This is a genomic window from Mesoterricola sediminis, from assembly GCF_030295425.1.
Taxonomy (GTDB): domain Bacteria; phylum Acidobacteriota; class Holophagae; order Holophagales; family Holophagaceae; genus Mesoterricola; species Mesoterricola sediminis.
Map to the genome: position 1 here is coordinate 3,816,826 of NZ_AP027081.1, position 13,189 is coordinate 3,830,014.

Below are 13,189 nucleotides of genomic sequence, written 5' to 3' on the forward strand. Positions count from 1 at the left end.
GCGCCGCGGGACGCGAAAAGGGGCCCCCGGATGGGGGCCCCTTTCGCCTTCGGGACACCAAAAAAGGGGGGCCCTTGCGGGCCCCCCTTCAGGTGGTGCGGCGGGTGTCCTAGAAGCGGACGCCGGCGGACAGGAAGAAGGAGCGGGCGGCGCCGAAGTTGGAGGAGCCGGTCTGCTTGCCGAAGGAGGAGCCGGGAACCCAGGCGCTGTTCACGGCGAGGTTGCTGCCGTTGTAGCTGCTGCTGTTGGCGGCGACGCCGGTGGCCTTGTTCATGGTGGTGTTCCAGCCGAGGATCTGCTGGTGGTTCCACACGTTGGTGATGACCATCTTCACGAAGGCCTTGACGGGCGTGCCCTTGACCTTGGCCAGCTGCCAGTCCTGGGTGATGGAAAGGTCCATGAAGGCCGAGGCGGGAGCCACGAACTGGCCGCGCTGGTTGCCGTAGTACTGGGTGAAGTTCGTGCCGGCGCCGACGTAGGCGAGGTCGACGTCGATCTGGCCGGGGGTGATGTTGCGGGTCAGGCTGTAGTGCGCGCCCGAATCGAAGCGGTAGATGAGGCCCCAGGTGGTGCGGCCGTAGGCGCTGTCGTGGTAGTAGGACCCGGTCATGCGCATGCGGAGGGGAACGTTGCCGGTGAGGGCGCCGTAGGGCGAGGTGATGTCGGGAGAGAAGGAGACCGTGCGGGGCTGGCCGAGGGTGGCGGCGGCATGGGAGGAGGCGATGTTGGTCGTGGTCCAGGCCTGGAGGCCCTCGCCGCGAGCGGGGGTGGAGGAGCCTTCACCCTCGTAGTTGCCTTCCGTGCGGGCCCAGGTGATGTTGCCGGCGAAGGACCAGGTGCCCTTCTGGGCCTGGGCGTCCAGCTCGAGGTCGTGGTACTTGCGCTTGGCGACGCTGCTGTTGCCCCACACCTTCATGTAGGCGGTGAAGGCGGCGGCGGTGTCGGTGACGGTGCCCATGTTGCCCTGCTGGTAGTCGAGCAGGTCATGCCATTCCTTGTTGACGTAGGTCAGCTTGACGGCGCCGGTCCCGAAGAGGTCGCTCTTGAAGGAGTAGGCGGCGGACAGCTGGGTCTCGTCGACGTGGGGGGCCTTGAGGTCGTTGGAGAGCTTGACGTTCAGGCTGGGGTTGCCATACCAGGCCACGTTCGCGGCGGTCTGGGGGTACTTGGCCAGGTTCCAGATGTCGCTGCCGGGGGCGACGGGGAGGGCGGTGTTGGGATCGCCGGTCCAGTAGTAGTCGATTTCCTTGGGGTTGCCCTGACGGGTCACCTGGGTGGTGATGCCCTCGGCCACGGCCGAGTTGTAGCGGGCCCAGCTGGCGCCGAGGACCCACTGGGCGTCGCCCAGGATGTCGTACTTCAGGCCGAGGCGGGGGGAGAAGCCGTTGGCGGACACGGTGGTGATGCCGGTGTCGGACTCGGCCTTGTACTTGTCGTAGCGCAGGCCGATCTGGAAGGCCAGCTTGTTGTTGACCGTCCACTTGTCGTTCAGGTAGACGCCCGTGGTCTTGGTCTTGGCCTCGCCGGCGCCGGACTCGTAGACCCACATGGCGACGGGGATGCCGGTGCGGGCGGCGTAGCTGAAGGCGTCCACTTCGAGGATGTAGCCCGTGGAGGTCTGCTCGTTGCGGGAGCGGCGGATGCCCTCGTAGTAGTCGGCGCCGAAGTCGGTGGCGTGGGAGCCGGCGGCATCCCAGAAGAGGCTCACCTTGGCGTTGATGGTGTGGTTGTCGCGGTGGTCGCCGCCGTCGTTGGCGTTGAAGATGCCGTGATTGTAGTAGTAGCCGGTGGCATCGTCATAGATGGGGCTGTTGGCGATCTGGCTGCCGTCGACGCTGGGGCCGGCGCCGTAGGTCTGCTTCTTCTGGCCGAAGCGCAGGTCGGAGGTCAGGTTGGAGCTCCAGACGGAACGGAGGGCCACGTTGTAGAGGCTGTCCTTGTAGGTCTGGGGGATCAGGGACGCCAGCTCACCGGCGCTGTAGTCGCGCAGGTTCTCGGCGTTCTGGCTGTTCTGCCAGGCATAGACCAGGGTGTGGTTCTGGTTGATGAGCCAGGTCAGCTTCAGCTGGCGGCGGATCTCTTCGCGGTTGTAGTTGTAGTTGCTGTTGCCGGCGATGGTGCCCAGGGCCCCGGAGCCGAGCGAGGAGGAGGTGTTCACGCTGGTGCGGAAGTAGGAGCCGGAGAACCAGAGGCGATCCTTGAGGATGTAGCCGCCCAGGCTGAAGGTCTTCTGCTCGGAGAGCTGGTTCGTGATGGCGGCCCGGTTCTGCATGGGCTGCACGGCGTTCCACTGGGGATTGCTCAGCTCCTCGCGCCACTGGCCCGTGAAGGTGTTGCCGCCGGAGCGGGTGACGGCGTTCATGACGCCGCCGTCGACGCTGCCGTACTCGGCGGAGATGGCGCCGGTGATGACCTGCATCTCTTCCACCGCGTCATCGATCATGCGCACGCCGCGGTTGCCGTAGGCGTTGTCGGCCACGTTCTGGCCGTCGACGAGGTAGAGGTTGCCGCTGGTCATGGCGCCGCGGATCTGGACGCGGCCGCCGACACCGGAGACGACGCCGGGGGTCAGGAGGGCCACGGTCTCCATCGTGCGGTTGGTGGTGGGCAGCTGGTCGACGTTGTCGAGGCTGTAGTTGGAGGCCGTCTTCACGTCGGTCTTGTCAACCGCGGTGTTGGTGGCGACCACTTCGACCACGGCGCCGACGGTCTTGGCCATCGTGAAGCGCGGCTGGTAGTTCTGGTCGATGCCGATCTTCTCGGTGGTCTTGAAGGCGTTGTAGCCGGTCTTGGTGAGTTCAATCGTGTAGACGCCGGGAGGCAGGAGGCGCGCAATGAAGCGGCCCTTCTCGTCCGACGCCAGGACGCGGGCGCCCTGCAGGTTGGGGGAGGTCAGGCGGACCGTGACGCCCGCGATGCCGGCGCCGTTGGACTCAAGCACCTCACCCGTGATAGTGCAGGTCTGCGTGCCCTGGGCGATGAGGGAGACGGAACCGACGGCGATGATGGCGCCGATCCTGCCGAGCTGGTTGAAGTAGCGATGCATCTGCATCCTCCTAAGTTGTTTGGTTGCAAGTTTTTGCCGCAAAGGGCAGAGGGGTAGACCTTACCTGCAGGCAAAAGTGGCCTTGCTACTGGGAGCTTCAATCCGGGGATGGATTTGTCACGTAGGTTAGCACACTTCGAATGACGATGAGAAATTTTGTGAATGATACAGGAACTTTCTCGTGATTTAAGGCACAAGGGCCGCGCCATCGGGCGGCATGTTCTTGCAAAACGCATATGGATCAAGGGATGTCCTTGTCGGTTTCCGATCCGAAGAGGTTTGCGGCCGACCCCCATGGCGAAGGGCCGTCCAGCCCCTTTTGGCCGGGGAGCGGCGCCCCCCCCGCCTCCGATTGTCACAGCCAGGCGGCCTCCCCTCCCTTTCCTTCGGATCCGGTTGGGGCCAGAATCAGGGCAACCCAGGACCGTCCATGCCCGCGAAACCCGCACTCCCCCTTGCCCCCCTGCTGCACGAATGCCGGAAGGTCATCGTGGGCCAGCCCCGGGTCCTCGAGCGGCTGATGGCCGCCCTGCTGGTCCCCGGCCATGTCCTCCTGGAGGGCCTGCCCGGCCTGGCCAAGACCCGGACCATCCGGACCCTGGCCTCGGCCAGCCGCATGGCCTTCCGCCGCATCCAGTTCACCCCGGACCTCCTGCCCTCGGACGTGGTGGGCACCCTCGTCTTCGACCCGCGGAACCTCACCTTCTCCCCCCGCATCGGCCCGATCTTCGCCAACCTGCTCCTGGCCGACGAGATCAACCGGGCCCCCAGCAAGGTCCAGTCCGCCCTCCTCGAGGCCATGGAGGAGCGTCAGGTGACCCTGGGCGAGGAGGCCTTCACCCTTCCGGACCCCTTCCTCGTCCTCGCCACCCAGAACCCCCTCGAGCAGGAGGGGACCTTCCCCCTCCCCGAGGCCCAGATGGACCGGTTCCTCTTCAAATTGAAGGTGGACTATCCCGGCGCCGAGGAAGAGGCGGAGGTGCTGCGCCGCGCCGACGGGCACGAGGAGCCCGTCCATCCCGCCGTGGACGCCCAGGCCCTCATCGAGGCCCGGAAGGAGGCCCAGCGGGTCCGCCTGGACGAGGCCATCCGCACCTACATCGTCCGGCTGGTCCAGGGCACGCGCCCGGGCCAGGGCAAGGCGTGGAAAGGGCGGGAACTGCTCCGGTGCGGCGCCTCGCCCCGGGCGGCCCTGGCCTTCCAGGCCGCCGGGAAGGCCGTCGCCTACCTGGCCGGCCGTGACCACGTGCTGCCCGAGGACGTGGCCAACCTGGCGCCGGACGTCCTGCGGCACCGCCTCCTCCTGACCTACGAAAGCGAGGCGGACGGCGTCACCACCGATGATGTCATCAAGGCCCTGCTGGCGGCGACGCCCCGGCCCTGAGGCCGGGCGCCGGCCGGGTCGGGCACAGTAAGATAGAGGAAGCCGGGCGGGGAAGCTTCGGCCCATCGGCCCTTCCCCGCCCTTCCCCTGCCGATCCGCGCCGACGGGAGCCGCCATGAAGCCTCGCATTCTGATGATCCACACCGGGGGCACCCTGGGCATGGCCCCCCAGGGCGATCCCTCCTCCCTGGCCCCGGGCCCCTCCCTGGAGCGGATCCTGGAGCAGGTCCCCGAACTGGCCAAGGTGGCGGACCTGAGCCTGGCCGTGCCCTTCAACCGGGATTCCGCGGCCCTGGAGCCCGAGCACATCCTCCAGCTCGCGCGTCTGCTTCGCGAAGGCCTCGCCGACTGCCAGGGCGCCGTCGTGGTCCACGGCACCGACACCATGGCCTTCACGGCCTCGGTGCTGGGCTTCCTCCTGGGCGGCCAGGGCAAGCCGGTGGTGCTCACGGGCTCCCAGCGCCCCCTGGCCTACGTGCGCACCGACGCCCGCGGCAACCTGGTGGACGCGGTCTCCATCGCGGCCCAGGGCGTGCCGGAAGTCGGGATCTGCTTCGGAGACCACTGGCTCCGGGGCGTGGCCTGCGACAAGGTCAGCGTCCACCGCTACCAGGCCTTCGAATCTCCCAACCTGCCGCCCCTGGCCGAGCTGGGGCTCACCATCCAGTTCCACCCCCACGCCGGCGCCTTCGAGCGGCGCACCCCCGCCTGGGTGCGCGAGGCCCTGGAGCCCGCCATCGAGGTGCGCACCCCCTTCCCCGGCCAGCCCTGGCTGCCCCTCGGGGAGGGCACCCGGGGCGTCGTCATCCAGGGCTTCGGGGCGGGGAACCTCCCCATGGACCGCCCCGACCTCCAGGCCTTCCTCGCCAGCTGCCGGGACCGCGGCGTGCCCGTGGTGGTGGTGAGCCAGTGCCTGTCCGGCGGAGTGGACCTGCAGACCTACGATCTGGGCCGCCAGGCCCGGGAGCTCGGCGCCATCCCGGGCGGCCGCCACACGCGCTGGGCCGCGGTGGCCAAACTGGCCCTGGTGCTGGGCGCGGGCCGCGGCCGGAAGGAGGCGGAGGAGGCCTTCGCCACGTCCTGGGCGGGGGAGCCCCTCTAGTCCGCGCTACACTGGAGTTTTCCGAGGACCCGATGCTCGACGCTGCCCTGTTCCGCACCGACCTGGACGCCGTGGTCCAGGGCCTCGCCGCCCGGGGGGCGGCCTTCGACCGGGAGACCTTCTCCCGCCTCGAGGAGGAGCGCCGCCGGGTGATCCAGGAAGCCGAGGTCCTCAAGGCGGAGCGCAACCGCGTCTCCGAGGAGGTGGCCCGCCTCAAGCGCGCCAAGGAGAACGCCGACCACCTCATCGCCGCGCAGCGCGAGGCCGGCGACAAGCTGAAGACCCTCGAGGCCGCGGAGAAGGAGGCGGAGGCCGCCTTCCGGGCCTTCCTCGCCACGATCCCCAACCTGCCCCACGAGAGCGTCCCCGTCGGCAAGGACGAGCATTCCAACGTGGAGATCAAGCGCTGGGGCGCCCCCCGCGCGATCGCGGCCCCCAAGGACCACGTCGAGCTGGGCACGCGCCTGGGCATCCTGGACCTGGACCGCGCCGCCAAGCTCAGCGGCGCCCGGTTCGCGGTCCTGAAGGGCCTGGGGGCCAAGCTGGAGCGGGCCCTGGTCTCCTTCATGGCCGACCTCCACGCCGGCGCGGGCTGGAACGAGGTGCTCCCGCCCTACATGGTGCTCCCCGAGGCCATGTACGGGACCGGCCAGCTCCCCAAGTTCGAGCAGGACCTCTTCCGCACGAGCCGCGGCGAGGACACCCTCTACCTGATCCCCACCGCCGAGGTGCCGGTCACGAACCTCTACCGGGAGGAGATCCTGGCCGAGGACCAGCTCCCCCTGCGCCACTTCGCCTTCACGCCCTGCTTCCGCAGCGAGGCCGGCAGCTACGGCAGGGACACCAAGGGCATCATCCGCCAGCACCAGTTCCACAAGGTGGAGCTCGTGTCCTTCACGGCGCCCGAGAAGGCCCAGGAGGAGCTGGAGACGCTCACCCGCGAGGCCGAGACCGTGCTCGAGGCGCTGGAGCTGCCCTACCGGCGCATGCTCCTGTGCACCGGCGACATGGGCTTCTCCTCCCGGAAGACCTTCGACCTGGAGGTCTGGCTGCCCAGCCAGGACACCTACCGGGAGATCAGCTCCTGCTCCTGGTTCGGGGACTTCCAGGCCCGCCGCGCCAACATCCGCTACCGCCCCTCGGCCGGCAAGCCCCAGATGCTCCACACCCTCAACGGCAGCGGCCTCGCCGTGGGCCGCACCTGGGTGGCCATCCTCGAGAACTACCAGAACGAGGACGGCACCATCACCGTGCCCAAGGCCCTCCGGCCCTACCTGGGCTGCGACGTCATCCGCTAGCAGGCAGATCGGATCACCGGAACGATCGCGTTCCGGTGATGCGATCCACCTGCACGAGAAAGCTACCCGAGGACCTGGAGCGGCGTCCCGCTCGCCTCCAGGACGGCGTCGGGCAGGAAGAAGTCCGCCACCAGGACGGCGGAGGGATCCACGGCGTAGGGGGAGAAGTCGGTCACGCCGGCCTCGCGGAGGACGAGCTCGTCGATGAAGAAGTTGCCGGTGCAGGCGCGGGCGTCCCGGTCCAGGATCAGGGCGGCCGCGTCGGCGACGATCTCCGGGCGCCGGCTCGCCCGGGACAGGGCGTCGCCGCCCAGGAGGTTGCGCACGGCGGCGGTGTCGATGGTGGTGAGGGGCCACAGGCTGTTGACGGCCACGCCGTCCGGCCTGAACTCCTCCGCCATGCCCAGGGTGCAGAGGCTCATGCCGAACTTGGCCAGGGTGTAGGCCACGTGAGGGGCGAACCACTTGGGCCGCAGGTCCAGGGGCGGGCTCAGGGTCAGGATGTGGGGATTGGCGGCCTTCCGCAGGTGGGGCAGGCAGGCCTTGGCGCAGAGGAAGGTGCCCCTGGCGTTCACCTGGTGCATGAGGTCCCACCGCTTCAGGTCGGTGCCCTCGGTGCCGGCCAGGGAGATGGCGCTGGCGTTGTTCACGAGGATGTCCAGCCCCCCGAAGGTGGCGACGGTGGCGGCGACGGCCGCCAGGACCTGCTCCTCGCTGCGCACGTCCCCCACCCAGGGCAGGGCCCGGCCGCCGGCGGCCTCCACCTCCGCGGCCGCGGAGGCGACGGTGCCCGGCAGGCGGGGATGGGGCGCCGCGGTCTTCCCGAAGACGGTCACGTTGGCCCCCTCCCGCGCCGCGCGCAGGGCGATGGCCAGCCCGATGCCCCGGGTCGCCCCGGTGATGAACAACGTCTTGCCCGCCAGCCCCATGCCCCGCCCTCCCGCCGAAGTGCCCCGAGTATGCCGCGCCCGGGCCTCCCGCGCCAGGAAAGCTCCCCGTACGCGAGGTCCCCGGTCCCCGCGGCGCGCCGCGAAGACCGGGGATCGGCCCGGGGGAACCCTACTCGAAGTCGGGCAGGGTGTCGGGCATATCGCCCTGGGCGCGCCGGATGGCCTCCTCGTTGCGCCAGATGCCGTTGAAGCGCCCGTAGAGGGAGCTGAAGCCGGGGTGCAGGCGGCCTTCCTGGCTCAGGGTCACCAGCTCGGCGGTCAGGAGCTTCTCGGCGACCTGGGTCTGGAGCTGGGTGACGAGGGTGCGGCGGCCCTCGAAGGTGAGGGGCTCGGCGGGGGTCCGGGCCTTGATGCGGGCCATCCACACCTTGCCATCGGGAGACCAGAGGGGCTGGGTGGTCTTGCCGGCGGGGGTGTCCAGCAGCGCCTTGCGGATGGCGGGGTGCTGGCCCAGCTCGCCCAGGGTGGCGATGGTCACGTCGGTCTTGGTCTCGGGGGTGCCGAGGGCGGCCAGGTCGGCGCCGGCTTTCTGGGCCTTGGCCATGGCGGCGGTGCGGGCCTCATCCTGCTTCCAGCCTTCCAGCACCCGGCCCCGGATCTCGGCGAGGGGCGGCACGGCGACGGGGCGCTCCTCCTTCACCCGGTAGACCACGTAGGCCATGCCGGCGAGGCGGACCTTGGACACCTGGCCCACCTCGAGGCGGAAGGCCTCGGGGGCGAGGAACTGGCTGCCGGGCATCCCATCGATGCCCATGCTGTCTTCGATGGTGAAGGGCTTGGAGGTCTGGACCTTCAGGCCGAGGTTGCGGGCGGGGGCGGCCAGGTCGCCACGCTCACCGGCGCGCTTGCGCAGCTGCTCGAGCTTGTCCTTGGCCTTGGTGGCGAAGGCCTCGCGCTCCATCTGGGCGCGCAGCTCCTCCTTGACCTCGTCGAAGGGCTTCTCGCGGCGGCCCTCGAGCTTGATGAGGTGGTAGCCGAACTGGCTCTTCACGGGCTGGCTGATCTCGCCTTCCTTGAGGGAGGCGGCCGCCGCGGAGAAGGCCTTGTCCATGCGGCCGGGGTTGAACCACCCGAGGTCGCCGCCCTTGCCCTTGGCGCTGGGGTCCTCGCTGCTGGCTTCGGCGGCCTTGGCGAAATCCAGGCCCGCGACGATCTTGGCGCGGAGGTCCTGGGCCTTCTTGAAGGCCTCGGCGGCCTGGGCCTCGCCCTGCACCATGAAGAGGATGTGCCGGGCCTTCAGCTCGGTGTACTGGGCCTTGCGGGTCTCATAGAGGGCCTTGACCTTGGCGTCGTCCACGGGGGTGAGGCCGAGGGCGGCCTGGTCCACGGAGACATAGTCGATGACGCGGCGGGGGCCCACCTGGAAGCGGGCGCCGGAGGCCTTGAGGAAGGCCTCGAGCCGGGCGTCGCCGGGATCCTGGACCTGGGACGGATCGGGGGCGAGGGTCACGGCCTCGAAGGTGATCTTCTCGGCCCGGACCCGGTGCTCGAGGTCGACCCAGGCCTGGTCCACGGGCACGCGGCTCGCGGCCTGGGCCACCAGCTTGGAGAGGCTCAGGTCGCTGGCCACCTCCTGCTCCCACTGCTTGAGGGAGGTGCCGTTCTCGCGCAGGATGCCGTTGATCTCGGAGGTCTCGCGCAGCTGGCCGTTCTCGGCCAGGAAGAGGGGGATGCTCTTGAGGCGGGCCTCGAGGGCGGCGCGGATCTCCGCGTCGGTCACGACGATGCCGTGCCGGTCGGCCAGCTCGTGCCGCAGCTCGCGCTGAATGAGTGATTCAAGCGCCTGGTCCTGGAGCATGGGCAGCCGGGATTCGATGTTGGCGTTGCGGCCCAGGCTCTTGATGTACTGGGCGATCAGCTGGTCGATGTCCCGCCGCAGCACGTCCCGCCCGTAGACGCGGGCCATGACGTTGTCCGGCGCCGCCGCGCCGCCGCCGCTGGGCGCGAGGTAGGCCACCAGGCCCAGCAGAACGACCATCATGACCACGGCCATGGGCGTCTGGTTGCCTTTGAAGACTTGGCGGAAATTGCGAAGCATGGGTTCTCCAGGGTCGGGGACGATCGGCCAGATCTTCTAGGTTATCAAAGGAATGCCCTTTGTCCTAAACTGATTGACCGGGGGATTCATGGCAGTCCGAAACGTCTTGACCTGGGGGGATCCCCGACTGAAGCAGAACTCCGAGGACGTGGGCGACTGGACGCCCGAGTTGGAGACCCTCGTCCAGGACCTGTTCGACACCTCGTACGCGGAGGAGGGGGTCGGGATCGCCGCGCCCCAGGTGGGCGTGAATCTCAACATCGCCGTCATCGACACCTCCTGCGGCCAGGATCCCGCCGCCCGCATCGTGCTCATCAACCCCGAGGTCCTCCGCGGGGAGGGCACCCAGCGGGGCCCCGAGGGCTGCCTGTCCATCCCCGGCATCCACGAGATCCTGGAGCGCCCCCGGAAGGTCTGGGTGAAGACCCGGACCCGGGAGGGCGCCTGGGAGGAGCTGGAGGGGGAGGACCTCCTGGCCCGGGCCTTCTGCCACGAGATCGACCACCTGCGCGGCCGGCTGTTCGTCGAATACTTCGGCCCCGTCAAGCGCCAGATCATCCAGCGCAAGTACAGCAAGTCGAGGGCCTGATGGTCCGCATCGCCTTCCTGGGGACCCCGGCGGCGGCGGTGCCCGTCCTGCGCGCGCTGGCCGGGGCGCGGGAGGTGGCCGCCGTCTTCTGCAATCCCGACCGGCCCCAGGGCCGGGGCCGGCACCTGGAGGCCCCGCCGGTGAAGCAGGCCGCGCTGGCCCTGGGCCTGCCGGTCCACCAGCCCCTCTCCTGGAAGGCCCCGGAGACCCGGACGGCCTGGGAGGCCCTGTCCATCGACCTGGCCATCGTCGTCGCCTACGGCCACATCCTCCCCCGCTGGATGCTGGACGGCTGTCAGCTCGGCGCCTGGAACCTCCACTTCTCCCTCCTCCCCCGCTGGCGGGGGGCCGCCCCCGTGAACCACGCCATCCTGGCCGGGGACCCGGAGACCGGCGTGGGCCTCATGGCCATCACCCCCGGCCTGGACGAGGGCCCCATCCTGGCCGAGGCCCGGCGCCCCATCACGCTGCGCGACACCGCCGAGGACCTCCTGCCGGCCCTGGCGGAGGATGCCGCCGGGCTGCTACTCGCCCACCTGCCCGCCCTGGCGGCGGGGACCGCCCGGCCCACCCCCCAGGCCGGTGAACCCACCTTCGCCACCAAGCTCCACAAGGGCCTGGCCCCCCTGGACCCGGGGCGCCCCGCCCTGGACCTGCACCGCCAGGTGCGGGCCCTGGCGCCCTGGCCCGGCACCGAGCTGGACCTGGAGGGGACGCCCCTGAAGGTCTGCGCGGTGGGGGACCTGCGTCCCGACGGCGCGCGGCCCGGCACCCTGGCCTGGGGCCGGGACGGCGCCTGGCTCACGGCGGGCGACGGCCAGGCCCTGGAGCTGATCCGCCTCCAGCGCCCCGGCAAGCCGGTCCAGCCCGCCCTCCAGGCCCTCCAGCCCCTGGGATCCCAGGGGACCCGCCTCATCCCGCGAAGGGCTTGATCGCCTCGTCAATGCGGGCGGCCAGGGTCCGGTCCTTGTCCGTCAGGCCCCCCGCGTCATGGGTGGTGAGCCGGATGCGCACGTAGCCCCACCCGAAGGCCACGTCGGGATGATGGTTGAGGGCCTCGGCCGGGGCCACGAGGCGGCTCACCAGGTTGAAGGCCGACAGGAAGTCCGGGGTCCGGATCTCCCGCTCCAGGGCGTTGTCCTTCTCGATCCAGGTCATGGTCGCTCCACGCAACGGGGCCCCGCCGCGGCGCCCACCTTCTCCTGTGGCGCGCCCGAGGGGCGAAGTTCCGCCACTTCCTCCGCCAGGAGCCACTCGCCGGGCCACGCCTCGAGGGCCGCCTGGATGGCGTTCAGGCGGGCCGGCTCGACCCGGCCCGCGGCGCGCAGGTCCCGCACCTCCTGGTACAGGGCGGCCAGGGCCGGATCCAGGGCCCGCCGCCGCCGGTCCCGGGCCCGCCGCTCGGCGTCCGCCTCCCCGGGGTCCTGGCCGAAGCGCCGGTCCCAGGCCTCCGGGTCCGCGGGGCCGCCGGCCACCGAGACCACGGCGTCCGCCGTGAACAGCAGGGCCTCGGCGGGCAGCTCCAGGTCCCGCCCTCCGGCCCAGCCCTCCAGGTCCAGCACCTCGCCGCCCTCCAGGCGGAGCCCCGAGAGCTCGACGCCGCCGGGGGTCTCCAGGCGGAAGTCCCCGACCCGGGGGGGGTCCCCCGCGTCCAGGAGCACGACGGCGTGGCCCGGCCAGGGCTCGCCCTGGGCCCGGCCCCGCACGGCGACCTGGACGGGTCCGGCCAGGACGGCCAGTCCCGGCTCCACGGCCACCACCCGGCCGCTGAGCTGCGCCCCCGTGTCCAGCACGAGGTGGTTCACGGTCCGGGCCCGCATCGCCTCCCGCAGGCCGTGCTCCCCGCCCCGGCGCCAGCTCAGGGTGGCCTCGAAGGCCTCCAGCACCTCGGTGAGGTGATCGAAGTCCCGGGCCACGTACAGGAGGGGCTGCATGGCGGTGATGTCGAAGTCGCGCTCCACGCAGGCGAGGCTCAGGGGCACGCGGCGCACCTCGGGGCCCAGGCAGTGGACGGCCTCGCCCAGGCTGCTCAGGAGGCCGGCCCCGTAGATGCGGGGGTCCGACTCGGGGCCGACGAGCCCGTACTCCGCCGTCCACCAGTAGAGGCGGCTGGCCTTCACGCTCTCGCTGGCGTAGGTGCGGGCGGCCCTGGCGGCCTCCAGCCGCGCCTGGGCCTCGGCCACCTCCGCGGGCCCGCAGGCGGGGTCCTCCTTCACGACGCTGAGGTGGCGCACGGCCTGGTACACCGCCTCGTCCTCGAGGCTCGCGATGGCCTTGAAGCCCGCGGTCCCGCAGCGCTTCAGGTAGGCGGCGTAGGCGGGGTCCGCGAGGATGGGCGCGTGGCCCGCGCTCTCGTGGACGATGTCGGGGGCGGGCGTGTAGGGGACGTGCTCCACCGAGCGGATGTCGGCCGCGATGGCCAGGATCCCCAGGGACTGGAGCTCGGTGAACACCGCGGGGGGGATGAACCCCCGCACGCCCACGGCGCGCCAGCCGATCCGCTGGAGGCGGGCGTCCATCTCCTCCAGGCGGGGGATGGCCTCCACCCCGATGCCCGCCGAGGCCAGGCCCTCCAGGTAGCTGGGGTGGGCCCGGTGGGCGAGGTGGGTGGTCAGCCGGGTGAGGATGTGCCGCCAAACGGCCTGGTCCCGGGGGGTGTAGGCATCGTAGGCCTGGTCCACCACGTGGCGGGCCAGATGGGGGGGGAGGATGGGACGCGCGTCCGGCATGGCGGCCTCCAGACTCCATCAGGATAGAGTCTCAACCTCAGATTGGGATCCAC

At 70.6% G+C, this 13,189-nt stretch carries 10 protein-coding genes; 5 read left to right on the forward strand and 5 right to left on the reverse strand.

What is annotated here, in order from left to right; translation table 11 throughout:
* Positions 1 to 109: 109 nt before the first annotated feature.
* Complete coding sequence (locus R2J75_RS16555; RefSeq protein ID WP_316410645.1) at positions 110 to 3,052, reverse strand: TonB-dependent receptor; 2,943 nt, start codon at positions 3,050 to 3,052, stop codon at positions 110 to 112.
* A gap of 424 nt (positions 3,053 to 3,476) precedes the next feature.
* Here R2J75_RS16555 and R2J75_RS16560 point away from each other — a divergent pair, with 424 nt between their 5' ends.
* The 3 genes from R2J75_RS16560 (at position 3,477) to serS (ending at position 6,830) form a co-directional block, all read left to right on the forward strand.
* A complete protein-coding gene (locus tag R2J75_RS16560; RefSeq protein WP_316410646.1) occupies positions 3,477 to 4,430 on the forward strand; it encodes an AAA family ATPase in 954 nt (317 codons plus the stop codon).
* 115 nt (positions 4,431 to 4,545) lie between these two features.
* The gene (locus tag R2J75_RS16565) at positions 4,546 to 5,532 is read left to right on the forward strand and encodes an asparaginase (RefSeq protein ID WP_316410647.1); all 987 of its coding nucleotides are present in this window, start codon (positions 4,546 to 4,548) and stop codon (positions 5,530 to 5,532) included.
* A 32-nt stretch (positions 5,533 to 5,564) separates the two neighbouring features.
* Complete coding sequence (gene serS, locus R2J75_RS16570) at positions 5,565 to 6,830, forward strand: serine--tRNA ligase (protein ID WP_316410648.1); 1,266 nt, start codon at positions 5,565 to 5,567, stop codon at positions 6,828 to 6,830.
* A gap of 62 nt (positions 6,831 to 6,892) precedes the next feature.
* Here serS and R2J75_RS16575 read toward each other — a convergent pair whose 3' ends face one another.
* On the reverse strand, positions 6,893 to 7,759 hold the full coding sequence (locus R2J75_RS16575; RefSeq protein ID WP_316410649.1) for an SDR family oxidoreductase: 867 nt from the start codon (positions 7,757 to 7,759) through the stop codon (positions 6,893 to 6,895).
* 130 nt (positions 7,760 to 7,889) lie between these two features.
* Positions 7,890 to 9,818 (reverse strand): peptidylprolyl isomerase, encoded by a 1,929-nt coding sequence (locus tag R2J75_RS16580; protein ID WP_316410650.1) that lies wholly within the window; start codon positions 9,816 to 9,818, stop codon positions 7,890 to 7,892.
* Positions 9,819 to 9,906: 88 nt separating this feature from the next.
* Between R2J75_RS16580 and def the strand changes: the two genes are divergently transcribed.
* Together def and fmt are read left to right on the forward strand one after the other, a co-directional pair.
* Positions 9,907 to 10,407 carry a peptide deformylase gene (def, locus tag R2J75_RS16585; RefSeq protein WP_243329769.1) on the forward strand — a complete coding sequence of 167 codons (501 nt, stop codon included), beginning with the start codon at positions 9,907 to 9,909 and terminating at the stop codon, positions 10,405 to 10,407.
* Complete coding sequence (fmt, locus tag R2J75_RS16590; RefSeq protein ID WP_243329771.1) at positions 10,407 to 11,339, forward strand: methionyl-tRNA formyltransferase; 933 nt, start codon at positions 10,407 to 10,409, stop codon at positions 11,337 to 11,339. The genes def and fmt overlap by 1 nt, the downstream gene beginning before the upstream one ends.
* Here the strand turns inward: fmt and R2J75_RS16595 are convergent.
* Both R2J75_RS16595 and R2J75_RS16600 read right to left on the reverse strand, forming a co-directional pair.
* On the reverse strand, positions 11,320 to 11,565 hold the full coding sequence (locus tag R2J75_RS16595) for a 4a-hydroxytetrahydrobiopterin dehydratase (RefSeq protein WP_316410651.1): 246 nt from the start codon (positions 11,563 to 11,565) through the stop codon (positions 11,320 to 11,322). The genes fmt and R2J75_RS16595 overlap by 20 nt on opposite strands.
* Complete coding sequence (locus R2J75_RS16600) at positions 11,562 to 13,136, reverse strand: aromatic amino acid hydroxylase (protein WP_316410652.1); 1,575 nt, start codon at positions 13,134 to 13,136, stop codon at positions 11,562 to 11,564. Before R2J75_RS16600 ends, R2J75_RS16595 begins: the two co-directional genes overlap by 4 nt.
* Between the last annotated feature and the right edge of the window lie 53 nt (positions 13,137 to 13,189).